The sequence below is a fragment of the Sanguibacter sp. A247 genome (genome assembly GCF_052324925.1).
GTDB lineage: Bacteria > Actinomycetota > Actinomycetes > Actinomycetales > Cellulomonadaceae > Flavimobilis.
The window spans coordinates 79,272-102,819 of sequence record NZ_JBQPRE010000003.1 but is presented as its reverse complement, the minus strand read 5'-3'; the positions used below and the strand labels follow the sequence as shown (position 1 = coordinate 102,819).

At 70.6% G+C, this 23,548-nt stretch carries 20 protein-coding genes; 1 reads left to right on the top strand and 19 read right to left on the bottom strand.

The features are described 5' to 3' along the window. Window positions 1–139: 139 nt before the first annotated feature. The 14 genes from ACTVCO_RS08675 to ACTVCO_RS08610 form a co-directional block, all read right to left on the bottom strand. Window positions 140–1,615 carry a glutamate synthase subunit beta gene (locus ACTVCO_RS08675; protein WP_443728027.1) on the bottom strand — a complete coding sequence of 492 codons (1,476 nt, stop codon included), beginning with the start codon at window positions 1,613–1,615 and terminating at the stop codon, window positions 140–142. Continuing rightward, window positions 1,608–6,203, bottom strand: coding sequence for a glutamate synthase large subunit (gene gltB / locus ACTVCO_RS08670; protein WP_443728026.1), 4,596 nt, complete (start codon window positions 6,201–6,203; stop codon window positions 1,608–1,610). Before gltB ends, ACTVCO_RS08675 begins: the two co-directional genes overlap by 8 nt. 139 nt (window positions 6,204–6,342) lie before the next feature. Continuing rightward, window positions 6,343–6,516: a hypothetical protein gene (locus tag ACTVCO_RS08665; protein WP_443728025.1), complete on the bottom strand. Its 174-nt coding sequence runs from the start codon at window positions 6,514–6,516 to the stop codon at window positions 6,343–6,345. 160 nt (window positions 6,517–6,676) lie between these two features. Further along, a complete protein-coding gene (gene lgt / locus ACTVCO_RS08660; RefSeq protein ID WP_443728024.1) occupies window positions 6,677–7,705 on the bottom strand; it encodes a prolipoprotein diacylglyceryl transferase in 1,029 nt (342 codons plus the stop codon). Then, a complete protein-coding gene (trpA, locus tag ACTVCO_RS08655; protein ID WP_443728023.1) occupies window positions 7,702–8,517 on the bottom strand; it encodes a tryptophan synthase subunit alpha in 816 nt (271 codons plus the stop codon). The genes lgt and trpA overlap by 4 nt, the downstream gene beginning before the upstream one ends. Further along, the gene (trpB, locus tag ACTVCO_RS08650; RefSeq protein ID WP_443728022.1) at window positions 8,514–9,758 is read right to left on the bottom strand and encodes a tryptophan synthase subunit beta; all 1,245 of its coding nucleotides are present in this window, start codon (window positions 9,756–9,758) and stop codon (window positions 8,514–8,516) included. Before trpB ends, trpA begins: the two co-directional genes overlap by 4 nt. 88 nt (window positions 9,759–9,846) lie before the next feature. After that, window positions 9,847–10,671 (bottom strand): indole-3-glycerol phosphate synthase TrpC, encoded by an 825-nt coding sequence (gene trpC, locus ACTVCO_RS08645; protein WP_443728021.1) that lies wholly within the window; start codon window positions 10,669–10,671, stop codon window positions 9,847–9,849. Window positions 10,672–10,871: 200 nt separating this feature from the next. Beyond that, window positions 10,872–11,357 carry a hypothetical protein gene (locus ACTVCO_RS08640; protein ID WP_443728020.1) on the bottom strand — a complete coding sequence of 162 codons (486 nt, stop codon included), beginning with the start codon at window positions 11,355–11,357 and terminating at the stop codon, window positions 10,872–10,874. Next, complete coding sequence (locus ACTVCO_RS08635; RefSeq protein ID WP_443728019.1) at window positions 11,354–11,623, bottom strand: HGxxPAAW family protein; 270 nt, start codon at window positions 11,621–11,623, stop codon at window positions 11,354–11,356. Before ACTVCO_RS08635 ends, ACTVCO_RS08640 begins: the two co-directional genes overlap by 4 nt. An 81-nt stretch (window positions 11,624–11,704) precedes the next feature. Continuing rightward, on the bottom strand, window positions 11,705–12,334 hold the full coding sequence (locus tag ACTVCO_RS08630; RefSeq protein WP_443728018.1) for a Trp biosynthesis-associated membrane protein: 630 nt from the start codon (window positions 12,332–12,334) through the stop codon (window positions 11,705–11,707). Further along, the gene (locus ACTVCO_RS08625) at window positions 12,327–13,898 is read right to left on the bottom strand and encodes an anthranilate synthase component I (protein WP_443728017.1); all 1,572 of its coding nucleotides are present in this window, start codon (window positions 13,896–13,898) and stop codon (window positions 12,327–12,329) included. The genes ACTVCO_RS08630 and ACTVCO_RS08625 overlap by 8 nt, the downstream gene beginning before the upstream one ends. Next, on the bottom strand, window positions 13,895–14,278 hold the full coding sequence (gene hisI / locus ACTVCO_RS08620) for a phosphoribosyl-AMP cyclohydrolase (protein WP_443728016.1): 384 nt from the start codon (window positions 14,276–14,278) through the stop codon (window positions 13,895–13,897). Before hisI ends, ACTVCO_RS08625 begins: the two co-directional genes overlap by 4 nt. A gap of 25 nt (window positions 14,279–14,303) precedes the next feature. After that, window positions 14,304–16,139, bottom strand: a complete 1,836-nt coding sequence (locus ACTVCO_RS08615) for an ABC transporter ATP-binding protein (RefSeq protein WP_443728015.1) — start codon at window positions 16,137–16,139, stop codon at window positions 14,304–14,306. Continuing rightward, window positions 16,136–17,992, bottom strand: a complete 1,857-nt coding sequence (locus tag ACTVCO_RS08610; protein WP_443728014.1) for an ABC transporter ATP-binding protein — start codon at window positions 17,990–17,992, stop codon at window positions 16,136–16,138. The genes ACTVCO_RS08615 and ACTVCO_RS08610 overlap by 4 nt, the downstream gene beginning before the upstream one ends. 120 nt (window positions 17,993–18,112) lie before the next feature. On the opposite strand from ACTVCO_RS08610, the gene ACTVCO_RS08605 reads away from it, so the two are divergent. Next, the gene (locus ACTVCO_RS08605; protein ID WP_443728013.1) at window positions 18,113–18,793 is read left to right on the top strand and encodes a TIGR03085 family metal-binding protein; all 681 of its coding nucleotides are present in this window, start codon (window positions 18,113–18,115) and stop codon (window positions 18,791–18,793) included. Window positions 18,794–18,852: 59 nt separating this feature from the next. Here the strand turns inward: ACTVCO_RS08605 and hisF are convergent, their stop codons facing one another. From hisF to prcB, 5 genes are read right to left on the bottom strand one after another with little or no spacing between them, the layout of a single operon-like run. Then, on the bottom strand, window positions 18,853–19,623 hold the full coding sequence (hisF, locus tag ACTVCO_RS08600) for an imidazole glycerol phosphate synthase subunit HisF (protein WP_443728012.1): 771 nt from the start codon (window positions 19,621–19,623) through the stop codon (window positions 18,853–18,855). An 8-nt stretch (window positions 19,624–19,631) separates the two neighbouring features. Then, window positions 19,632–20,618, bottom strand: a complete 987-nt coding sequence (locus ACTVCO_RS08595; protein ID WP_443728011.1) for an FKBP-type peptidyl-prolyl cis-trans isomerase — start codon at window positions 20,616–20,618, stop codon at window positions 19,632–19,634. A 42-nt stretch (window positions 20,619–20,660) separates the two neighbouring features. Further along, entirely contained in the window at window positions 20,661–22,025 is a 1,365-nt protein-coding gene (gene pafA / locus ACTVCO_RS08590) for a Pup--protein ligase (RefSeq protein ID WP_443728010.1), read from the bottom strand. Further along, window positions 22,022–22,738 carry a proteasome subunit alpha gene (gene prcA, locus ACTVCO_RS08585; RefSeq protein ID WP_443728009.1) on the bottom strand — a complete coding sequence of 239 codons (717 nt, stop codon included), beginning with the start codon at window positions 22,736–22,738 and terminating at the stop codon, window positions 22,022–22,024. Before prcA ends, pafA begins: the two co-directional genes overlap by 4 nt. Further along, a complete protein-coding gene (gene prcB, locus ACTVCO_RS08580; RefSeq protein WP_443728008.1) occupies window positions 22,735–23,544 on the bottom strand; it encodes a proteasome subunit beta in 810 nt (269 codons plus the stop codon). Before prcB ends, prcA begins: the two co-directional genes overlap by 4 nt. Window positions 23,545–23,548 lie beyond the last annotated feature (4 nt).

Here is a 23,548-nt window from a genome sequence, read left to right as displayed (position 1 = left end):
GGCTCCAAGCCTAGTTCACGTGGGGAGGTGGGTTGTAGGACGTCTGTCGCTCGGAACGACCCCGATCAGTGTGACATCCGTCGTCGTGGGAGAACAGGTGTGATGATCGGCCCCGGGCTGAGGCCCAGGGCCGATCATCTCAGGCCCGCAATGCGAGGTCCGAGGCCCTGACGGGCGACGGCAGCTCGGTCACGCCTTGCAGATACGCGTCCACGGAGGCGGCCGCAGCGCGGCCCTCGGCGATCGCCCAGACGACGAGCGACTGCCCGCGGCCCGCGTCACCAGCGACAAAGACCCCGGGGACGCTCGTGGCGTAGTCGTCCCCGCGGGCCACGAGCCCACGGCCCGTGACGTCGATCCCGGTCTGCTCTCGGAGCGCGTCCGTCTCAGGGCCCGTGAAGCCCATCGCGATGAGCACGAGGTCCGCCGGGATGATCCGCTCGGTTCCCGCAGTCGGAAGACGACGACCGTCGGCACGCAGCTCGGTTGTCGCCACGACCAGGCCGGTGACGTTCCCGTGCGGATCACCCTGCAGCTCGACGGTCGACGCGAGGTAGGACCGCTCGCCTCCCTCGGCGTGAGACGACGACACCTCGAAGAGCGTCGGCGTCGTCGGCCACGGCTGGTGCGTCGGACGCTGGGTGGGCGGCTGCTGCCCGATCGCGAGCGTCGTCACGTAGGCGGCACCTTGACGCAGGGCGGTACCGACGCAGTCCGACCCCGTGTCCCCTCCCCCGATGACGATGACGTGCTTACCCGTCGCCGTGATCTGATCCGGAACGACACGCCCCCCGGCAGCCTCGTTCCCCTGGTGGAGGTAGTCCATCGCGTGATGCACCCCGTGCAGGTCCGCACCCGGGACCGGAAGCTCACGCGGGACGGTGGCACCCGTGGCGACCACGACCGCGTCGTAGCGCGAATGGAGCTCGTCCCAGGTGAGGTCAGTACCGACGGCCACACCGCACCGGAAGCGCGTGCCCTCGCCCAGCATCTGCTCGATACGTCGCTCGATGTGGATCTTCTCGAGCTTGAAGTCGGGCACTCCGTAGCGCAGAAGTCCGCCCGGCTCGTCATCCCGTTCAAAGACGACGACCGTGTGGCCCACGCGTGTGAGCTGCTGCGCCGCCGCGAGGCCCGCCGGCCCCGAGCCGACCACTGCGACCGTCTGCCCGGTCAGCCGCTGCGGGACGACCGGTTGCACGAGCCCGCGAGCGAACGCCTCGTCGATGATCGAGACCTCGACCGACTTGATGGTCACCGGGTCCTGGTTGATGCCCAGGACGCACGACGACTCGCACGGGGCCGGGCAGATGCGGCCCGTGAACTCCGGGAAGTTGTTCGTCGCGTGCAGGCGCTCCGCGGCCTCGTCGTACCGACCCCGCCGGACGAGGTCGTTCCACTCCGGGATGAGGTTGCCCAATGGGCAACCCTGGTGGCAGAACGGCACGCCGCAATCCATGCAGCGGCCCGCCTGGCGGCGCAGCATCTGCTGGTCGTCGGGGTTCTTGGCCCGGTACTCATGAACCTCACGCCAGTCCATGAGACGAACAGCCACGGGTCGGTCCGCCGGGAGCTCGCGCTCCCGGACCTTCAGGAAACCGCGGGGGTCAGCCACGAGCCACCTCCAAGATGTTCTCCCAGACGCCCGGGGCGCCCGGGTCGAGCCCGTCGGACTCGGCCTTCGCCAGGGCGTCTCGCACCCGGGCGTACTCGGTGGGCAGGACGCGCGTGAATCGGGCGCGAGCTGCAGGTAGGTCAGCGAGCAGGTCCACCGCGCGCGGCGAGCCCGTTTCGGCGACGTGCTGCTCGAGGAGGTCAGCGACGACAAGCATGTCGGCGTCGTCGAGCGCGGTGAGGGCGAGCTCACGGTTGGCGAGAGCCGCCTTGTTGACGGAGCCGGGACGAAGATCGAGCACGTAGGCGGTGCCGCCGGACATGCCCGCAGCAAAGTTGCGGCCCGTCCGGCCGAGCACGAGAACGGTTCCGCCCGTCATGTACTCGCACGCATGGTCCCCGACGCCCTCAGCGACGAGAGTCGCCCCCGAGTTACGGACCGCGAAGCGTTCACCCACGAGCCCACGCAAGAACGCCGCGCCGGACGTGGCCCCGTAGCCGATGACGTTGCCCGCGATGACGTCGTCACCGCTGAGCACAGACGCGGCGTGGGGACGGACCGCGATCCGGCCACCTGAGAGGCCCTTGCCGACGTAGTCGTTCGCGTCGCCCCACAACCGCAAGGTCACGCCGCGCGGAAGGAATGCGCCGAGCGACTGCCCGGCCGAACCCGTGAGGGTCACCTCGATCGTGTCATCAGGCAGGCCCTCGCCCCTGTAGCGCCGGGTCACCTCATGACCGAGCATCGTGCCGACCGTGCGATTGACGTTGCGCACGTCCATCGAGATCCCGACCTTCTCGCCACGCTCGAGCGCGGGTGCCGCACGACGCACGAGCTCGTGGTCGAGCGCTCGGTCAAGACCGTGGTCCTGGTCCTGCGTCCGACGCAGCGAGGACCCGGCCACCGGCGCAGGCCGCTCGAGCACGGGTCCCAGGTCGAGCCCCGATGCCTTCCAGTGGTCGATCGCCGCCCGGGCGTCGAGCACCTGCACCTGACCGATCGCCTCGTCCACCGTGCGGAAGCCGAGCGCCGCGAGGTGCTCCCGCACCTCTTCGGCAAGGTACTCGAAGAACGTGACGACGAACTCCGGCTTGCCCGTGAATCGCTTGCGCAGCTCTGGGTTCTGGGTCGCGACGCCGACCGGACACGTGTCGAGGTGACACACGCGCATCATGATGCAGCCCGAGACGACCATGGGTGCGGTCGCGAAGCCGTACTCCTCGGCGCCGAGCAGCGCCGCGACGAGCACGTCCCGCCCCGTCTTCAGCTGGCCGTCAACCTGCACGGTGATGCGGTCGCGCAGGTTGTTGAGGACGAGCGTCTGCTGCGTCTCGGCGAGACCGATCTCCCACGGGGTGCCCGCGTGCTTGAGCGAGGTCAGCGGGCTCGCGCCCGTGCCCCCGTCGTGACCTGAGATGAGGACGACGTCGGAGTGCGCCTTCGCGACACCTGCCGCCACCGTTCCGACCCCGAACTCCGAGACCAGCTTGACGTGGATCCGCGCCGCAGGGTTGGCGTTCTTCGCGTCGTGGATGAGCTGCGCGAGGTCCTCGATCGAGTAGATGTCGTGGTGCGGCGGAGGCGAGATGAGCCCGACTCCGGGCGTCGAGTGTCGCGTCCGCGCAACCCACGGGTACACCTTGTGACCGGGGAGCTGACCGCCCTCCCCAGGCTTGGCGCCCTGCGCGAGCTTGATCTGGATGTCGTCCGCGAACGTCAGGTACTCCGAGGTGACGCCGAAGCGACCGGAAGCGATCTGCTTGACCTTCGACCTGCGCAGCGGGTCGTGCAGCCGCTCAGCGTCCTCGCCGCCCTCGCCCGTGTTCGACCGGCCGCCGAGCGTGTTCATCGCGATGGCGAGCGTCTCGTGGGTCTCGGCGGAGATCGAGCCGTAGGACATGGCCCCCGTGTTGAAGCGCTTGACGATCTCGCTCACCGGCTCGACCTCGTCGAGCGGAACCGGCTCCCGGTCCGGGGCGAAGCGGAGCAGGCCACGCAGCGTGAGCAAACGCTTCGACTGGTCGTCGATGCGACGCGTGTACTCGCGGAAGACGTCAAACTGCCGCGTGCGGGTCGAGTGCTGCAGGCGGAAGACCGTCTCGGGGTCGAAGAGATGCTCCTCGCCGTCGCGGCGCCACTGGTACTCGCCGCCCGTCTCGAGGTCCTCATGCGGAGGGTGGTTGCCCGATGCCGGGTAGGCCGCGCGATGACGCGCCGCAACCTCCTCCGCCAGCACGTCGAGCCCAACCCCGCCGAGCCGCGAGGTCGTGCCGGCGAAGTATCGGTCGACGAGGTCCTGCGACAGCCCGACGGCCTCGAACGTCTGCGCGCCTCGGTACGACTGGATCGTCGAGATGCCCATCTTGCTCATGACCTTGAGCACGCCCTTGCCGAGGGCCTTGATGACGTTCGCGACGGCTGCCTGTGGGTCGGCCTCGATGAGCCCTTCCTCGGCGAGGCGCTCGACCGTCTCCATCGCCAGGTACGGGTTGACCGCGGCGGCCCCGTAGCCGACGTGCAGCGCCACGTGGTGCACCTCGCGCACGTCGCCCGCCTCGACGACGAGCGACACCTGGGTCCGCGTGCGTCGGCGCAGGAGGTGATGGTGGACGGCCGAGGTCAGCAGGAGCGACGGGATCGCAGCCATGTGATGGTTGGCGTCACGGTCGGAGAGCACGATGAAGCTCGCGCCCGCGGCGATCGCGTCGTCGACCTGCTCGAAGATCTCGTCGAGCCGTGCCTCGAGCGCCGCGCCCCCGCCGTCGACGCGGTAGAGACCGCGCACCCGCTCCGCCTTGAAGATGCCCCGCAGGTGAGGGTCCCGGTCGATGCGGACGATCTTGGCGAGCTGGTCGTTGTCGATGACGGGGAAGGGCAGGATGAGCTTGCGTGCGTGTTCCGGGATCTCCTCGAGGAGGTTCGGCTCGGGGCCGATCGCCCCCGCGATCGAGGTGACGAGCTCCTCGCGGATCGCGTCGAGCGGCGGGTTGGTCACCTGGGCGAACATCTGCGTGAAGTAGTCGAAGATGAGCCGGGGACGTGCCGAGAGCACCGCAACGGGCGTGTCGGACCCCATCGCGCCGAGCGGTTCGGCGCCCGTCGCGCCCATGGGTCCGAGGATGACCCGGACCTCTTCCTGGGTGAACCCGAACGCACGCTGGCGACGCAGCACCGAGGCGGGCGAGTGCGCGATGTGCTCACGCTCGGGCAGCTGGTCGAGGAACACCTCGTTGTCGGCGATCCACCGGGCGTAGGGTGCCTGGGCTGCCAGCTCCGCCTTGATCTCGTCGTCCTCGACGATGCGGCCCTGAGCCGTGTCGACGAGAAACATGCGGCCCGGCTCGAGACGCCCCTTGCGCACGATGGACGCCGGGTCGAGGTCGAGCACGCCCGACTCGGAGGCGAGCACGACGAGGCCGTCGTCCGTCACCCAGAACCTGCCCGGACGCAGACCGTTGCGGTCAAGGACCGCACCGACGACCGTGCCGTCGGTGAACGAGAGGTTCGCCGGGCCGTCCCAGGGCTCCATGAGGTTGGCGTGGTAGTCGTAGAACGCGCGGCGCGCAGGGTCCATCCCGACGTTGTTCTCCCAGGCCTCGGGAATCATCATCATGACCGCGTGCGGGAGCGAACGTCCGCCGAGGTGCAGCAGCTCGAGAACCTCATCGAGGCTCGCCGAGTCGCTCGCACCCGGTGCGCACACGGGCATGAGCGGCGCCAGGTCGCCGAGGACGGGCGAGGCGAGAGTTCCCTCGCGCGCGGCCATCCAGTTGCGGTTGCCGCGCACGGTGTTGATCTCACCGTTGTGCGCGACAAGACGCATCGGCTGAGCGAGCGGCCAAGAGGGGAAGGTGTTGGTCGAGAACCGCGAGTGCACGAGGGCGATCTGGCTCTCGAACCGGGGGTCAGAGAGGTCCGGGAAGAACGGCTCGAGCTGGCCGGTCGTGAGCATGCCCTTGTACGTGAGGGTCCGCGAGGAGAGGGAGGCGAAGAAGACGCCGAGCTCGTGCTCGGCCCGCTTGCGCAGCCGGAACGTCAGTCGGTCGAGCGCGATCCCCTCGAGCACGCGGGCGTGGTCGGCGACGACGAGGTGGCGGAACGTCGGCATGGAGGCGCGCGCGGTCGGGCCGACGAGCCCCGCCGTGACGGGAACGTCACGCCACGCGATGACATCGAGGCCCTCAGCGCGAGCGATCGTCTCGATCCCTCGTACCGCAGCCTCGGCAGCTGCCGGAGCCTGCGGCAGGAACGCCATGCCCGCGGCATAGTGTCCGACGGGCGGAAGCGGGGCGTCCACGACGGCTCGGAAGAACGCATCGGGCATCTGCGTGAGGATTCCCGCACCGTCACCCGAGTCCTCCTCGGCGCCGACGGCGCCACGGTGGTCGAGGTTGAGCAGGGCGGTGAGCCCGGCATCGACGATGTCGCGACCGGGGGTGCCACGCAGCGTCGCGACGAACGCCACGCCGCACGCGTCGTGCTCGCGTGCGGGGTCGTACAGGCCCGACGCCACGGGCGCACCCGTACGCCATGCGTTGGGGAGATGAGAGTGCTGAGGGGTCGACGGGGTCGACGACGACACGGTCATAGGATCCGTCCTCGGAAGGTGCGGCCGGCACGAGCCGTCGCCGCAAGAGCTGATGGGTGAGCACGTCAGCCCACAGCACTCACCGAAGGTTCACCAGACCCGTGAGGGCCAGGAACGGTGAGAGGTGGGCGCTACGCGCTCACGGCAGCCCGAAGTCCGCACCCCGGTTGTCGTCAACCTGGGCGCGGCGGGTCTCCTTCGCGTCTGGGACCTCGTGGACCTCGAGGGCCTCCATGCGGGACGGCGTGAGCCGGGCGAAAGCACGGCGCGCACGCAGGCGAGCTGCGGGGGTGCTGTTCGGCGAGAGGCTCATGGAGACCGTCCTCGGAATCGTGCGACCGCGGGTCGCAACCTACAGGGGTGACTTCGTAGGACGACGTCGGCCCGCGCGGGACAATATTACAGTCCCTTGACCGTCAGGACAAGGGCACGAGGTCTTCAGGTTGCGGGGGCGTGACCCGTGACCGGAATGCTCAATCGCTCACTGCATCGGTACGAGCGGTCCTGCCGTCGGCGGCGCCTGGGCCAGCGGCAGGAGCCTCATCCGCCGCGTCCGCCTCGTCGCCGTCTGTGACGTCCACGTCGTCGCCGTCCGCAACGGCCTCGTCGTCGCCGTCCGCACTCGCGAGGCTGACGTCGGGTTCCGTGGCGTCGCCACGGGCCGTGCGCGACGATCGTGCGACGCCGGCTTCCCGGCCGCGTCCCGACCGGCCCAGGGCGATGAACATGACGAGCCCGGCGACGAGGAGGAGGAGCGACGTCCACACATTGAGCCGCATCCCGAGAACACGCTCCGCATCATCGATACGCAGGAGCTCGATCCACGTCCGTCCCGCCGTGTACGCGACGACGTAGAGCCAGAAGACCCGACCGCGTCCGAGCGAGAACCGACGGTCCGCCCACAGGAGCAGACCGGCCGCCGCGAGGTTCCAGACAAGCTCGTACAGGAACGTCGGGTGGAAGAGCGTGCCCGCAGGGAAGCCCGAGATCGCAGGGTCGATCTCCAGTCCCCACGGAAGCGTCGTCACCGCCCCGTAGAGCTCCTGGTTGAACCAGTTGCCGAGGCGGCCGATCGCCTGCGCGATGAGCAGGCCCGGGGCGACCGCATCGGCGAAGGCCGTCAACGAGACCCCAGCCCGGCGGCACCCGATCGCCGCGCCTACAGCGCCGAACGCGATCGCGCCCCAGATGCCCAGACCGCCGTTCCAGATGTACAAGGCCGAGACCGGGTCTCCGCCCGGCCCCCAGTAGGCGTCGGGCGAGCTGATGACGTGATAGATCCTGCCGCCGACGATGCCGAACGGAACCGCCCACATGACGATGTCCAGCACCTGCTCGGGGTCTCCCCCGCGCTCGGCCCAACGTCGCGTCGTCAGCCACGTCGCGACGACGATGCCGACGATGATCGCAAGCGCGTACGCGCGCAGCGGGAGCGGACCGATGTGCCAGACACCCTGGGACGGTGAGGGGATCGAGGCCACGAGGCCCGAGACGAGGTTCACGCTGCATCACCCGTTCGAGCCGTGCGCACGCCGCCGGCGAGCGCACGAGCGACCTCCGCCATCTGGCTGACGCCGTCACCCATCGAGGGCGCCTCGAGGAGCGGACGCACGAATGCGGAGCCGACGATCACGCCGTCGGCGTAACGCCCGACCTCCGCCGCCTGGGTCGCGGTCGACACGCCGAGGCCGACGCAGACGTTCACGGCACCCGCAGCCCGGGTCCGGGTGACGAGCTCTTCGGCCCGTGGGCCGACGCTTGCGCGCTCGCCGGTCACACCCATCGTCGAGGCTGCGTAGACGAAGCCGCGCGATGCTGCGGACGTCGAGACGAGCCGAGCATCGGTCGAGCTCGGCGCGACGAGGAAGACCTTGTCGAGGCCGTGCTCGTCTGCTGCCGAGACCCACTCCTCGGCTTCGTCGGGGATGAGGTCCGGGGTGATGAGCCCCGCCCCGCCCGCACCCGCGAGGTCGGCGGCGAACCGTTCGACGCCGTAGCGCAGCACAGGGTTGAAGTACGTCATGACGAGCACGGGGACGTCGAGGTCGGACAGGCCTTCGACGACGCGGAAGACATCGGTCAGACGGACCCCCGAATCGAGGGCCCGCGTCACGGCCGCCTGGATCGTTCCGCCGTCCATGACGGGATCCGAGTAGGGAACGCCGATCTCGAGGATGTCGGCGCCTGCCTCGACGAGCGCGCGAGCCGCACGGATGGTCCCCGCGGCGTCGGGCAGCCCCACCGGGAGGTACCCGACGAGGGCCGCCCGGCCTTCGTCGCGCAGGGCTGAGATCCGGGTTGCGGTCGCGCTCACAGCGCTCCCCCTTCGGCGAGGTCGGTTGCGTTGTCGACGAGATCGAACCAGCGGGCGGCCGTCGCGACATCCTTGTCTCCGCGGCCCGACAGGTTGACGAGGAGGATCGCGTCGGTCTGCCCCTGCGCCGCGAGCGAGCGGCCGAGACGCAGCGCGCCAGCCAGGGCGTGAGCCGACTCGATCGCCGGGATGATGCCCTCCGTGCGCGAGAGCAGACGCAGCGCGTCCATCGCCTCGGCGTCCGTCACCGGCTCGTACTGTGCGCGCCCGATGCTCGCGAGGTAGGAGTGCTCAGGTCCGACACCCGGGTAGTCGAGTCCGGCCGAGATCGAGTGCGAGTCCTTCGTCTGCCCGTCCTCGTCTTGCAGGAGGTAGGACCTCGCCCCGTGGAGCACACCGGGCACGCCACCCGTGATCGACGAGGCGTGACGCCCGGTCTCAACGCCGTCACCACCGGCCTCCAGACCGATGAGGCGCACGTCGGAGTCGTCGAGGAACGCGTCGAAGATGCCGATGGCGTTCGACCCGCCACCGACGCAGGCGAGGACCGCGTCCGGGAGACGGCCGGTGAGCGCAAGGATCTGCTCGCGGGCCTCGACTCCGATGATGCGCTGGAAGTCGCGCACAAGCTCCGGGAACGGGTGCGGTCCAGCAGCAGTTCCGAAGAGGTAGTTCGTCGAGTCGACGTTCGTCACCCAGTCGCGCAGCGCCTCGTTGATCGCGTCCTTGAGAGTGCGCGAGCCCGTCGTCACAGGGATGACCTCGGCTCCGAGGAGCTTCATGCGCGCGACGTTGAGCGCCTGCCGCTGCGTGTCTTCCTCACCCATGTACACGACGCAGTCGAGGTCGAAGAGCGCCGCAGCGGTCGCCGACGCGACGCCGTGCTGACCCGCGCCGGTCTCCGCGATGATGCGCGTCTTGCCGATGCGCTTGGTGAGCAAAGCCTGGCCGAGGACGTTGTTGATCTTGTGAGACCCCGTGTGGTTGAGGTCTTCCCGCTTGAGGATGATGCGCACCCCACCCCCGTGCGCGGCGAAACGCGGCACCTCGGTGAGGATCGAGGGACGGCCCGAATAGCTGCGGTGCAGCTCGGCGAGCTCGTTCTGGAAGGCAGGGTCCGCCTTTGCCTCGGCGTAAGCGGCGCTCAGCTCGTCGAGCGCGGCGATGAGGGCCTCGGGCACCCATCGGCCACCGAACTCCCCGAAATACGGGCCGGGTAGGTTCTGCAGCGACGGGGACACGTCGGTTCCTTCCTTCAGGGGGTCGGGGCCGCGGCCGCGCGGCACAGATCCGTGCCGTGTGAGTCCGGCGGGCGCCGGTTGAGCGGACTCAGTGACGCAGCGCGCGTACCGAGGGGTGCGTTCCAGCAGCGACGAGCGCGGCAACAGAGGCGCGCGGCGACGCGTCGGTCACGAGCGCCTCTCCCACGAGCACTGCGTCCGCCCCGGCGCGCGCGTAGTCGACAACGTCGTGGGGGCCACGTACCCCGGACTCGGCGATGCGGACGATGCCGTCGGGGATCGCCGGGGCGACCCGGGCGAACGTCTCACGGTCGACCTCGAGCGTCTTGAGGTTGCGCGCGTTGACGCCGACGACCCGAGCGCCGGCGTCGACCGCGCGGGCCGCCTCCGCAGCGTCGTGAACCTCGACGAGCGCGGTCATGCCGAGCGAGTGGACCCGCTCGATGAGCGACTCGAGAACCGTCTGCTCGAGCGCGGCGACGATGAGCAGCACCATGTCGGCACCGTGGGCGCGTGCCTCCCACACCTGGTACGGCGTGACGATGAAGTCCTTGCGCAGCACGGGAACGTCCACCCGCGCGCGCACGGCCGCGAGATCGGCGAGCGTGCCCTTGAAACGGCGCTCCTCCGTGAGCACCGAGATGACTGACGCCCCACCGGCCTCGTACTCGGCGGCGAGCGCCGCCGGGTCAGAGATCTGCGCAAGCGCACCCTTCGACGGGCTTGAACGCTTGACCTCGCTGATCACCGCGACACCTTCGTCACGACGCAGCCGCGGCACGCAGTCGAGGGCTCCCGCCTGCCGTGCGGCGCGCTCCTTGAGCTGGTCGAGCGACGTCTTCGCCTCGCGGGCGGCGAGGTCCTCACGGACGCCCGCGACGATGTCGTCGAGCACTGTCTGTCCGTCCGACATGTCGACCCCTTCCCTCGGCGGATGTTGGGCCCATCGTAGAGCCGCACCGGGGTGGTCCACGCCACCGTCCGCCTGCCGGGAACCACCGTGACACCCCTGTGACACGGCCGCGCGGCCACCGAAGCCCGGCAGCCGCGCGACCGTGCTCGTCGGGCGAGACGTGCGTCAGGCGACGCTGTCGGTGACTCCGGCCATCGTCATCACAACGCCGCGAAGGCCACGGCCAACGAGGAAAACGCAGAGAGAATCATGATGAGGACGGCGACCGCGACGACGATACCGACGATGCCGAGCCACATGCCGACGGTGCCCAGCGTTCCGTTGTCTGCGCGCCCTTCAGCAGCCGCGTGACGCGACATGACCCCGAAGATGATCGCGGGGATGCTCGCGAGAGGGCCGAGACCCATGAAGCTCGCGATACCCGCGACAAGCGCGATGACGCCCAGGGAGTTCTTCTCCTGGTTCACGTTCGGCGCGTAGGGCGCACCGTACGGCTGCTGACCGTAGGGCTGCTGACCGTAGGACTGCTGACCGTACGGCTGCTGGCCGTACGAGGGCTGGCCATACGGCTGCTGCCCGTACGGCGGCTGCGCTGACGACGGCGACGCCCCAGAGGGGTCGCCCGACCTCGAGGGGTCGCTCGGCGAACCGGCCCCGCCCGCGTCGGACCAACCCGGAGTGGTCATGCGTCGGCTCGCTCGCCCGCCGTCGGCTGGCCGTGGCCGAGGACCTGAAGGACCTTGCCGGCGATGACGCCGACCGCAGCGATGCCCATGCCGACCCAGAAGAGCCAGACGAGCGACGCGACGACCGCGCCCGCCGCGACGACCACGCCGATGAGAACGAGGACGACGAGCGTCCATGAGGCCGTCGTGTGCCCGTGGTTGTCGTTGGGCGCCGCCGGAGGAAGATACAGGTGCTCCGAAGCACCGGTCGCGTTGTTGTCAGCCATGCGCACAGGGTAGCGCGCAGGCCACGCCCGCGTCGTCATGCCCGCGCCTCGACGCGGGCATGACGCCGGCGTCACGCTGGCTCAACCGGCGGGCGTCGGCCCCGCCTTCGGCTCGAGGTCGTCGCCGTCATCCGCATCGGGCTCGTCCCACAGTGCCGCAAGATCGACCACGTCGTCCGCGGCTGCGCTGACACTCGCTGCGGGCGCACCCGCCTCCCGCTCGTGCCGCCGGGAACCGGTACGCCACGAACTCGCCCCGGTCGCTGCTGCGACCGCGAGCACGAGCGCTGCCAGCCCCAGAGCAGGAGCCAGCCACGCGACCGCCGAGACGACCGGATCGCTCACGAGGACGTCGACCCCCGTCGCCTCCGATGCCGCGGCGCGCGCCGCGTTCACGGGCGACGTCAGCACCGGGATCGCGGAGGCGATCGCGACGACCCCGCCGAGCCCCAGAACCCCCGCGACGGTCCAGGCACCCCAGCGTCCGACGAGGAGCGCCGCGGCTGCAGCCGCGAGCAGGACGAGCCCCGCCGCCTGGACACCGGGCGCGGCAGCGCCGCCCGAGACCGTGACCTCGACGACCGACGACAACGCGCTCGTCCCCGACGCGGTCACCCAGACCGGAGCCGACACACCGAGCATTCCCGTCCCGACGATGACGGCGCCGAGCACGGTCGACCGCCGCGACCCAACGCGTGACCGGTCAGCCATGACGCACCGGCACAAGCCTGGCCGCGAGCTGGACGGCACGCACCGCAGCTGCCGCCTTCGACCGCGTCTCCTCGTACTCCGTCGCCGGCACCGAGTCCGCAACGATCCCGGCGCCCGCCTGCACGCTTGCGCGGCCGTCGCGGATGACCGCGGTGCGGATCGCGATCGCCATGTCCATGTTGCCCGCGAGGTCGAAATAACCGACGCAGCCGCCATACACACCCCGGGCTGCGGGCTCGAGCTCATCGATGAGGGCAATCGCTCGCGGCTTCGGGGCGCCCGAGAGAGTGCCCGCCGGGAAGGTTGCAGTGAACGCCTGGAGGGCGGTGGCGCCCGCACGCAGCGTCCCGACGACGGTCGAGCAGATGTGCATGATGTGGCTGAAGCGCCGCACCGCCATGAGCTCGACGACCTCGACCGACGTCGGCTCGCACACCTTGACGAGGTCGTTGCGCGACAGGTCGACGAGCATGACGTGCTCCGAGCGTTCCTTCGGGTCCGCGAGGAGCTCGTGACCGAGCGCGACATCTTCCTCAGGGGTGCGTCCGCGGGGCCGCGACCCGGCGATCGGGAAGGTCGTCACCCGGCCGTCCTGGACGCTCACGAGAGTCTCCGGGCTCGAGCCGACGACCGCAAACCGTTCGCCCGCCGCATCGGCGAGCTCGAAGTAGTACATGTAGGGACTCGGGTTGATCGTGCGCAGCGTGCGGTAGACATCGAGCGGATCGGCCGGGCAGTCGAGGTCGAGCCGCTGCGACAGGACGACCTGGAAGACCTCGCCGTCGACGATCGCAGCCTTCGCCGCGTCGACCGCGGCCTCGAAGTCGGCACGGACCGTCCGGAACTCGAGCTCCGGCTCAGGCCCGTCACCGAGGACGACAGGCACCGCCGCACCGCTCCCCCGTCCCTCGACGAGACGTTCCTCCATCTCGTCGAGCCGCGCCACCGCATCCGCATAGGCCTCCTCGACGCGCTCGTCGGTCGCGTCATAGTTGACCGCGTTCGCGACGAGCCACACCGAGCCGGTGAGGTGGTCGACGACCGCGACGTCCGACGCGAAGCACAGGGCCACCTCGGGGACGTCGACCTCGACGGGCGTCGTCCTCACGAGCGTGGGCTCCCAGCCGCGCACGACATCCCAGCCGAGCGACCCCGCGAGACCACCCGTGAACGGGGGCAGGCCCTCGATGCGGGGGGTCGCCAGGACCTCGAGGGTCTGACCGAGCACGTCGAGGATGTCGCCGTGGGTCGGAACGCCCTCGGGGACGTCACCGCGCCAGCAGGCCTCGTCGCCGTCGACCGTGAGCGTCGCGCGCGAACGCACGCCCACGAACGACCAGCGCGACCAGCCGCCGCCGATCGGCGCCGACTCCATGATGAACGTGCCGGGCTCGCTCCTGGCGAGCGTCCGGTAGAGCGACACCGGGGTGACGTCGTCGACCAGAAGGCGCCGGACGACCGGGACGACCCGGAAGTGCTCGGCAGCGAGCTCGACGAACCCCTCGCGCGTCGGCCATGTCGTGCCCCACACGAGCTGGTCGCCCGGACCGCGCACCGCGCTCATGCCGCGCCCCCGACGACAGCGCCGAGGTCGCCGCCCGCCTCGAAGCACGTGCGCGTGCCCGTGTGGCACGCAGCTCCCACCTGGTCGACGCGGACGAGCACCGCGTCACCGTCGCAGTCGAGCGCAACCGAACGCACGTACTGGACGTGACCCGACGTGTCGCCCTTGCGCCAGTACTCCTGCCGAGACCGTGACCAGAACGTCACGCGGCCCTCGGTGAGAGTCCGGCGCAGCGCCTCGTCATCCATCCACCCGAGCATGAGCACGTCGCCGGAGTCGTGCTGCTGCACGATCGCAGCGACGAGACCCGCGTCGTCGCGCTTGAGGCGGCTCGCGAGCGCAAGGTCGAGGACAGGTGCGGGTGCAGTCTGGTCGGTCACGCGAGGGATCATCCCACGCGCCGGGTCATCGTGTCTGGGCGATCCATGCTTCGTGCATCGACGCGTACACACCACCCGCGCCGACGAGCTCGCTGTGCGGGCCCACCTCCGCGATGCGTCCCGCGTCGACGACGACGACAAGATCCGCGGCCTCAGCGGTCGAGAGCCGGTGAGCGATCGTGACCGTCGACCTCCCGGCCGCAAGCTCCTCGAACGCGCGCGCAACCCGCACCTCGGTTGCGGGGTCGACCGCGCTCGTCGCCTCGTCAAGGACGAGCAGATCAGCGCGAGCGAGATAGACGCGGGCGAGAGCGACGAGCTGGCGCTCCCCGGCCGACAGCGACTCGCCTCGCTGGCCCACAGGAGCGTCGAGCCCGAGCGGCCGGTCGGCGATCCAGTCGTCGAGCCCGAGCGCCTCGACGGCCTCCTCGACGAGAGCGCGACCGTCCTGGCCGGCGACGAGATCACGCGCTCCGTAGGCAATGTTCTCAGCAAGGGTGCCGTCGAACAGGAAGCCCTCCTGCGGAACGAGGACCACACGCGAACGCAGGCTCGCCGCCCGGATCTCGCGCAGGTCTGTCCCGTCGAGCAGGACGTCGCCCGTGCTCGGGTCCATGAGCCTGGCCACGAGACGCGCGAGCGTCGTCTTGCCCGAGCCGGTGCGCCCGACGACGGCCACGCGCGTGCGGGCCGGGAGCACCAGGTCGATGTCCTCGAGGACCGGGGGGCCGCCCGGGTAGGAGTACCCGACGCCGCGGAGCTCGACCGACGCCGGCCCACGGGGCGAGACGACGCCGTCGACGGGATCAACGACGGTCATGGGAGTCTCAAGGACCGCGAGGACGCGCCGCCAGCCCGCAACCGCGTTCTGCAGCTCGTTGAGAACCTCGGTCGCGAGCTGGACGGGACCCGTGAACAACTGGACGAGGAAGAGGAACGCGAGGAGCCTGCCGAGCGAGAGGTCGCCCGCCATCCCGAGGAAGGTGCCCGCGACGACGACCGCCACGAGGACGAGGTTGCTCACGAGCATCCCGCCCGAGAACACCGAGGCGACGCGGACCTGCGCGCGCACCTGGGCGTCACGGTGCGCGGCGACGGCCGCATCGACGCGTCTGCGGGTCCGCGCCTGAGCCGCGTGCGCACGGATCGTCTCAGCGCCCACGACGGCCTCGGACACCGTGCCCAGCACCGCGCCCATCGCAGCCCGAACCTCGCCGAAGGCGCGGTTGATGCCCTGCTGAAGACGCGGCAGCACGAGCGCGAGCGGAACGAAGCACGCCCACACGAGAAGCGTCAGCTGCCACGAGTAGATCGCCATGAGCACCGTGGCGACCGTGAGCTGGAGCGTCGAGACGAGCAGCATGATGCCACCCCACTGGACGAACATCGAGATCGTGTCGACGTCGCTCGTCACGCGCGAGACCAGCGCACCGCGACGCTCGGAGTCCTGCGAGAGGACCGAGAGGTCGTGCACGTGCCGGAAGGCCTTGACCCGCAGGGTCGCAAGCCCCGCCTCCGTCCGACGCACGAGCCGGACGTTGACGAGCGCCGAGCAGGTTCCGGCCAGGACGAGCACGACCGCTGCGGCCGACACGAGGATCGCGACGCGGTTGGAGTCGACCCCGCCGGGCGCGAGCAGCCCCGTGTCGATCGACTGCTGGACCGCCAGCGGAACGACAACGCGACCGCCCGCGGCCAGGACCGCGAGCACGAGCGTGAGCCCGAGCCCCGTGAGCAGCTCGGGCGACACGCGCGCGCCTGCACGCAACGTGCCCAGGACCCCGAGCGAGCTCGCGCTCGCGATCTGCCCGGCAGCATCGGTCACGGGAACGCGTGGTCCGTCGTCCTCGGAAGCCCTCACGGCTCACTCACCTCACCTAGTGCGGCCGCTTCGTCGGCGCGACGTGCAGACTCTCGTGCGTAGGCCGTCGCGAGGCTCGCGTAGCCGGGGTCGCGTGCGAGGAGCTCGGCGTGCGTGCCGACATCGACCACGCGCCCGCCCTCGACATGAATGACGGTGTGCGCGAGCGCGATGCTCGCGGCGCGGTACGCCACGATGACGACGGTCGGACCGCCGAGCTCCCCCAGCCCCAGCAGGATCTCGCGCTCAACCCGCGGGTCGAGCGCGCTCGTCGCGTCGTCGAGCACGAGCAGGCGCGGACGGCGCACGAGCGCACGAGCGATCGCGAGGCGCTGACGCTGCCCGCCGGACAGGTTGGACCCCCGCTCGCCGAGGCGCGCGTCGAGGCCCCCGGGCAGGGCGCGCACCGTGTCGGCGACGTGCGCCCGGGTGAGCGCCTCCCACACCTCGTCGTCCGAGGGGGCGCCGGCCTCGTCCTCGTCCATGAGCGTGACGTTCGACCTCACCGTGTCCTCGAAGACGAACGTGTGCTGCGACACGTACGCGACGTGCGAGGCGAGGTCCTCGGCCGCGAGGCCTCGGACGTCGACGCCGTCGAGCCGGACGGCTCCGCGGGTCGGGTCGGAGAGCCGGGCGAGAAGGGCGACGAGCGTCGACTTGCCCGCTCCTGTCGCCCCCACGACCGCGACGGTTGCGCCCGGATCAACCTCGAACGAGACGTCGTCGAGAAGTGAGAGACGCCCCTCGGGGCCCTCGACCTCGAGCCCGACACCGTCGACGCTCACGCCGAGCGGACCCGTTCCGGAGAGCGTGCCCGCGCCCGCAGCGATCTCGTCGCGCGAGTCAAGGACCTGCGAGATGCGGTCGTGCCCGACGAGACCGCGGGGCAGCTCGCCCAGAACCCACCCGAAAGCGCGCACCGGCACGGCAAGCAAAGTGAGCAGGTAGGCGGCCGCGACGACGTCGCCCGCGCCAACAGTGCCCTGCGCGGCCCGCCACACGCCCACGCCGAGGACGAGGAGCGTCCCGAGCGACGGCAGCAGCTCGATGACCGGGTCGAAGACCGCCCGGACCCGGCCGACCTGGACGTTCGCCGCGCGGGACTCGTCAGCCACGCGCGCGAAGCGGTCCTCCTCGCGCTGCTCGGTTCCCAACGACTTCACGAGAAGCGCGGCCGAGAAGCTCTCGTGGGCGACGTCGGACACGTCACCTCGAAGCCGCTGCGCCTCGGTCACCGCGGGTGACATCCGCCGCTGGAACACCACGTTGACCGCCATGACCGCGGGCAGCACCGCAAACGCCGCCGCCGCGAGCCACACGTCGACCGCAAGGAGCCGCACGGCAGCGACGACGAGCATGAGCGCGACACCGAGCGCAAACGGGAGCGGGTTGAACACACCCGTCGCGGCCTCGGCGTCCGAGCTCACGTGCGCGAGCAGGCGGCCAGTCGGCCGGCCCCTGTGCCAAGCGACAGGAAGGTCGAGGTAGCGGTGGGCGAGCCCACGCCGGTGCGCCGCGCCGAGGCGGGCGTAGCCCGTCCCGGCCCCGATGCGGCGTCCCGCAACCGCGACCGCATTGAGGAACGCCACGAGCGCGAGGCCAGCGACGCCCCACCAGACCTCGCCCGCGGCGAGGCGCTCGCCCGAGAGCGCCGGGACGACGACCGAGTCGGTCACGCGGCCCAACGCCGAGGAGATCTCGACCGTGAGCACACCGGCGAGGCCCGAGACGGCGATCGTCCAGGCGTACAGCCACGGCTCAGCGCGCAGCCCGCGGACCAGGAGCTGCACCGACCTGCGCAGGCGCGAGCCGGTGAGCGCCGAGGGGCGCCGAGAAGAGGACGTCAAGGTCACAAGGCCATCCGAGCGAGGTGGGGTGGGGACCGGCCCATCCTTTCACGAGGCACCGACACCCAGCCTGCCTCGCGCGGGTCGCGCAGCCGCCCTCGAGCCCGGCGTGCCACGATGGAACGCATGACGTGGCATCAGCATGAGCGCGAAGCACTGGCAAGCCTGCTGCACGAGGTCGGACCGGACGCGCCCACGCTCTGCGAGGGCTGGCGCACCCGACACCTCGCGGTGCACCTCGCCCAACGCGAGCTCGCACCCTGGATGGCGCTCCAGTCGGTCCCCGGTCCCATCGGACGCCGGACGACCGCCTCGTTCGACGAGGCTGCGGAGGCGTGCAACGACCCGGCGACCTACCACGACACCGTCGACCGCTGGGCCGCCGCACCGGCAGCGTGGAGCCCGCGGGCCTTCGCCGGCGACGCGATCAACCTCATCGAGTTCTTCGTCCACGGCGAGGACGTCCGCCGCGCGTCCGACTCCGCCCCGGCTCCAGCACCCCTCCCGCGAGCACTCGAGCCGGCCGAAGAAGACGCCCTGTGGCAGGCAGTCCGACGCATGGTGCCCCTTCTCCTGCACCGCTGCCCCGTCGGTGTCGTCTACGTGCTCGACGACGGGCGTCGTGCCCTCGTCCACCGGCCCAAGGACGAACGCGGCACCGTCGTCGTCACAGGCGCGGTCGGCGAGCTCGCGCTCCACGCGCACGGACGCGGCGCACGCGCTCTGGTCGAGGCCGTCGGCTCCGACGACGACCTCGCGACACTCGCCCGCTTCGCCCCGTCCGACGCGCGGCAGTCCGAGGCATGACGTGACGACGGGGCGATCGCCCACCGGCGATCGCCCCGTCGTCACACCCGCACGGCGCGTCAGCGCACCGGGACCCCCGACCGACGCAGATCGTCCTTGACCTCACCGATCGTCATCGTGCCGAAGTGGAACACGCTCGCAGCGAGAACCGCGTCGGCCCCCGCGAGAGCCGCCTCCGCAAAGTGATGGGTCGTGCCCGCACCGCCCGAGGCGATGAGCGGCACCGACACGAGCGGTCGCACCGCACCGAGCATCTCGAGGTCGAAGCCCTCATTCGTGCCGTCGGCGTCCATCGAGTTGAGGAGCACCTCGCCCGCGCCAAGCTCGGCTGCCCTCACGGCCCACTCAACCGCGTCGAGCCCCGTGCCGCGGCGCCCCCCGTGCGTCGTCACCTCGTAGCCGGACGCCGTCACGGTTCCCGCGCGGCACCGCCGCGCGTCGACCGAGACGACGAGCACCTGGGACCCGAAGCGGTCGGCGATCTCGGTGAGCAGCTCGGGACGCGCGATGGCGGCCGTGTTGACCCCCACCTTGTCCGCACCGGCGCGCAGCAGCCGGTCGACGTCGTCGGCGGAACGCACCCCTCCGCCCACCGTCAGCGGCACGAAGACCTGCTCGGCCGTGCGTCGCACGACGTCATACGTCGTCTCGCGGTCACCCGAAGACGCCGAGACGTCGAGGAACGTGATCTCGTCAGCGCCCTCGGCGTCGTACCGTCGCGCGAGCTCGACCGGGTCGCCCGCGTCCCGGAGGTTCTCGAAGTTCACTCCCTTGACGACGCGCCCAGCATCGACGTCGAGACACGGGATGACCCGCACAGCCACGCTCATGGTTCTCCTCAGTTCGACGACTGCTCGCCCTCGTCCGCGTCCGTGGGCGCCTCGTCGCTCCCGTTCGGCTCGACGTCAGGCGCGACAAGAGTACCCGCGTAAAGGATGTCGACGACGTAGACGACCGTCTCGTCGGCCCACGGCGAGTCCGTGCCCCCGTACGCGGCGGCGGGCGGGGCCACGACGAGCACCTGCGAACCCACACGCTGCTCGATGAGACCAAGGTTCCACGCCGCGACCGGCTTGGAGTCGCCGACCTGCGTGACGAACGGGGAACGGCCCTTCGACCAGGTGGTGTCGATGACCTCACCCGTCGACCACGCGACGGCGGTGTACTGCACGATGACCGTCTGGCCGGCCGTCACCTGGTCACGGGCCCCCCGGACCAGCGTGCGCGCGACGACGTCCGTCGGGGGCTTGACCCCCTGGGGAACCGCGACCTTGGGGGTGCCGTCCACGCCGAGCGTCACGCTCGGGAGCGCAGCGTCGTCGTTGGGGACCGGCTCCCCCGATGCGCGCCCCGCAAGGACGTCGACGACGAGCGCGAGCGGAACCGCCTTGGACGTCTCCGTGAGGAGAAGGCGCGCCCCCGCCCGATGGCCCTTGAGGAGGTCGTAGAGCGACCCCCCCAGGAGCGTCTCGTCGAACGTGTACACCTCAGGAAGCGTGTCGTGCGTGTTCATCACCGACGTCCCGTCCGAGGCATCCTCGGCAAGCAGGTCGAGGAGGACCGTCGAGCCCTCGGCGATCGCGGGACCGTCACCCTCCCAGATGACCGCGCTCCGACGGTCGGCGAAGGTGAGTGGAGGTGTGTACGAGAGCGTCGGGACCCCGCCGAACGCACCGCTCACGGTGACGATCGGCTCGGGGGTCGCGGGCGCACTCGGCTCGCGCGTGCACGCGGCGAGTCCCAGCATCGCCGCTAGGGCCGCCACGAGGGCGACCGCGAGAGCCGGCCGGCGAGACGCCGCGCGGCGGCGGACGGGGGTGGTCACGTTCTGCTCCTGTCATGCGGACCGGGCGTGTCCCGGCCGCCCTCACATCGAGGCGATGAGGCGATCGACGCGTTCGTCGACGCTCGCGAACGGGTCCTTGCACATGATGGTCCGCTGCGCGGCATCGTTGAGCTTGAGGTGGACCCAGTCGACCGTGTAGTCGCGGCGCGCATCCTGGGCTGCGCGGACGAAGTCGCCGCGTAGCCGTGCGCGCGTCGTGGGCGGCGGCACGGAAACCGCTTCGAGAACCTCGGCCTCGGACGTGAGACGCCGCACAAGACCCGAGTCCTGGAGCTTGGTGAGCAGTCCGTCGGTCCGCGAGACGTCATGGTAGGCCAGGTCGAGCCGGAGCACCCGAGGATCTCCGAGCTCGAGCCCGTGGCGCGCGCGGTAACGCTCGACGAGGCGGTGCTTGACCACCCAGTCGAGCTCGGTCTCGACGCTCGTCATGTCACCGTCCCGCAGTGCCTGCAGACCGCGGCGCCAGAGGTCGACCGCCTCGAGATCGCCCTCCGAGGCACCGAACTCGTCGAGGTGGGTCAGCACCCGCGCCAGGTACTCCTCCTGGATGTCGATCGCGGTGACGACCTTGCCGTTGGCGAGCGTGACGGCCGCGCGACCCGTGATGTCACGGCTGATCTCGCGGATCGCACGCACCGGGTTCTCGAGAGTGAGGTCGCGCAACGACACATGAGCCTCGAGGAGCCGCAGCACGAGGTCGGTCGACCCGAACTTCAGCATCGTCGTGGGCTCCGCCATGGACGAGTCGCCCACGATGACGTGGAGCCTGCGGTAGAGCTCGGCATCTGCGTGGGGCTCGTCACGCGTGTTGATGACGGGACGTGAACGCGTCGTCGCCGACGAGACGGCCTCCCACGTATGGTCGGCGCGCTGCGAGAGCTGGAACGACGCGCCGCGTGGGGTCACCTCGATGCGACCGGCGCCCGTGAGCACCTGACGCGTGATGAGGAAGGGGACGAGCTGCTCGGTGAGCCGCTGAAAGTCCGGCCCGCGTCGCACGAGATAGTTCTCGTGGCTGCCATAGGCGTTGCCGGCCGAGTCGGAGTTGTTCTTGAAGAGGTGTACGCGACCCTCGAGCCCCTCGGCGTCGAGGTGCTCCTGGGCCTCCGCAACGAGCTGCTCGACGATGCGGTCGCCACCACGGTCGTAGGTGACGAGCTGCCGCACGGAGTCGCACTCGGCGGTCGCGTACTCGGGGTGAGACCCCACGTCGAGGTAGAGGCGCGAGCCGTTCGTGAGAAAGACGTTCGACGACCGTCCCCATGCGACGACCTTGCGGAACATCTGCCGCGCGACCTCGTCGGCCGAGAGCGTCCGCTCACCCGTAGCCGCGAATGTCACCCCGTACTCGGTCTCGAGGCCGAAGATCCTGCGACTGTCCCTCATGCCTGTTCCGTGCCTTCGTCCGAGCCGTCCGCGAGGAGGCGCACGAGGTGCTCACCCTCGATCCGCCGGAACGCGCGGCGTGGGCGCGCGCGCTCGAGAACGGCGACCTCGAGATCGACCGCAGGGACCGCGTCGCGCTCGTCGTCGCCGTGCGCGAGGACGCTCGCCGCAAGGCGCAGCACCTCGCCGAGGCCCAGCCCCGGCTGCCACCGGTCAGCGACCGCCGCACCGAGCGTCTCGGCATCGCCACCGAGCACGACGTGATCGCGCAGGTCCGCAACCGATCCGTCGTACGAGAGGCGGTAGAGCGCGTCGTCCGCGGGGCTCGCGCCTACCTCGGCCACGACGATCTCGACCTCGAGCGGCTTGGAGTCGGTCGTGAACGCCGCACCGATCGTCTGCGCGTACGCGTTGGCGAGCCCCCGTGCCCGCACATCTGTGCGGTCGTAGGAGTAGCCGCGCAGATCCGCATAGCGGATGCCCGCGACGCGCAGCTGCTCGAACTCGTTGTACTTGCCGACCGCCGCGAACGCGATGCGGTCGTAAATCTCGGAGACCTTGTGGAGCGCGCGGGAAGCATTGACGGTCGCGAACGCGATTCCTCCGTCGTAGCCGACGACGACGACCGACCTGCCGCGGGCGATGCCCTTGCGGGCAAAGTCTGCGCGGTCCTTCATCAGCTGCTCGGGCGAGACGTAGAAGGGCATACTCATGCGCGAGCCTCCCGACGTTCGCTCACGACCGCGCGCGTCACCTGAGCCAGGACATCGTCGCCCACCCGTCGGGCGCCCGCTTCCGTCACGACCATGACGACGGGCCAGATGTCGCGCAGCGCGTCGGGGCCACCGGTCGCCGAGTCGTCGTCGGCCGCGTCGACGAGGGCCTCGATCACGACGGTGATCGCGCTCGGGGCGTCGAGCCCCCGCCGCCAACGCTTCTTGAGCGAGCCGCGAGCGTAGGCCGCGCCCGAACCGATCGCGTGGTGCTCACGCTCCTCGTAGCGTCCGCCCGTCACGTCGTAGGAGACGATGCGGCCTCCGCTCCTGTCGCGGTCGAAGCCCGCGAGGAGGGGCACGACGGCCAGACCGCGCAGAGCGAGCCCGAGCTGCGAACGGAGCATCGTCCCGAGGCGGTTCGCCTGCCCGTCGAACGACAGCGAACGACCCTCGATCTTCTCGTAGTGCTCGAGCTCCAGCTGGAAGAGGCGCACGAGCTCGAGCGCGAGGCCCGCCGACCCGGCGATGCCCACGACCGCGAACTCGTCCGCAGCGAAGACCTTCTCGATGTCACGGCTTGCGATGTGCGTGCCCGCCGTGGCTCGGCGGTCGCCCGCCACGACCACGCCGCCGTCGAACGTTGCGGCGACGATGGTCGTCCCGTGCGGGATCCCGTCGACGACGCCCTCGCCGCGAGCGGCCGAGGGCAGGAGGTCGGGCGCGTGCTCGGCGACGAACTCGACGAACGAGGCTGATCCCGGCCGCCCGTACGCCGCGGGAAGTCGTCCGTGGTCCTGGGTCATCGGC

Excerpts from the sequence above, each read along its gene's own strand:
- pafA (WP_443728010.1), bottom strand. The coding sequence starts at position 22,025 with ATGAGGGACAGTCGCAGGATCTTCGGCCTCGAGACCGAGTACGGGGTG.
- ACTVCO_RS08665 (WP_443728025.1), bottom strand. The coding sequence starts at position 6,516 with ATGAGCCTCTCGCCGAACAGCACCCCCGCAGCTCGCCTGCGTGCGCGC.
- prcB (WP_443728008.1), bottom strand. The coding sequence starts at position 23,544 with ATGACCCAGGACCACGGACGACTTCCCGCGGCGTACGGGCGGCCGGGA.
- ACTVCO_RS08625 (WP_443728017.1), bottom strand. The coding sequence starts at position 13,898 with ATGAGCGCGGTGCGCGGTCCGGGCGACCAGCTCGTGTGGGGCACGACA.
- ACTVCO_RS08605 (WP_443728013.1), top strand. The coding sequence starts at position 18,113 with ATGACGTGGCATCAGCATGAGCGCGAAGCACTGGCAAGCCTGCTGCAC.
- gltB (WP_443728026.1), bottom strand. The coding sequence starts at position 6,203 with ATGACCGTGTCGTCGTCGACCCCGTCGACCCCTCAGCACTCTCATCTC.
- trpC (WP_443728021.1), bottom strand. The coding sequence starts at position 10,671 with ATGTCGGACGGACAGACAGTGCTCGACGACATCGTCGCGGGCGTCCGT.
- hisF (WP_443728012.1), bottom strand. The coding sequence starts at position 19,623 with ATGAGCGTGGCTGTGCGGGTCATCCCGTGTCTCGACGTCGATGCTGGG.
- ACTVCO_RS08635 (WP_443728019.1), bottom strand. The coding sequence starts at position 11,623 with ATGGCTGACAACAACGCGACCGGTGCTTCGGAGCACCTGTATCTTCCT.
- prcA (WP_443728009.1), bottom strand. The coding sequence starts at position 22,738 with ATGAGTATGCCCTTCTACGTCTCGCCCGAGCAGCTGATGAAGGACCGC.
- ACTVCO_RS08630 (WP_443728018.1), bottom strand. The coding sequence starts at position 12,334 with ATGGCTGACCGGTCACGCGTTGGGTCGCGGCGGTCGACCGTGCTCGGC.
- ACTVCO_RS08640 (WP_443728020.1), bottom strand. The coding sequence starts at position 11,357 with ATGACCACTCCGGGTTGGTCCGACGCGGGCGGGGCCGGTTCGCCGAGC.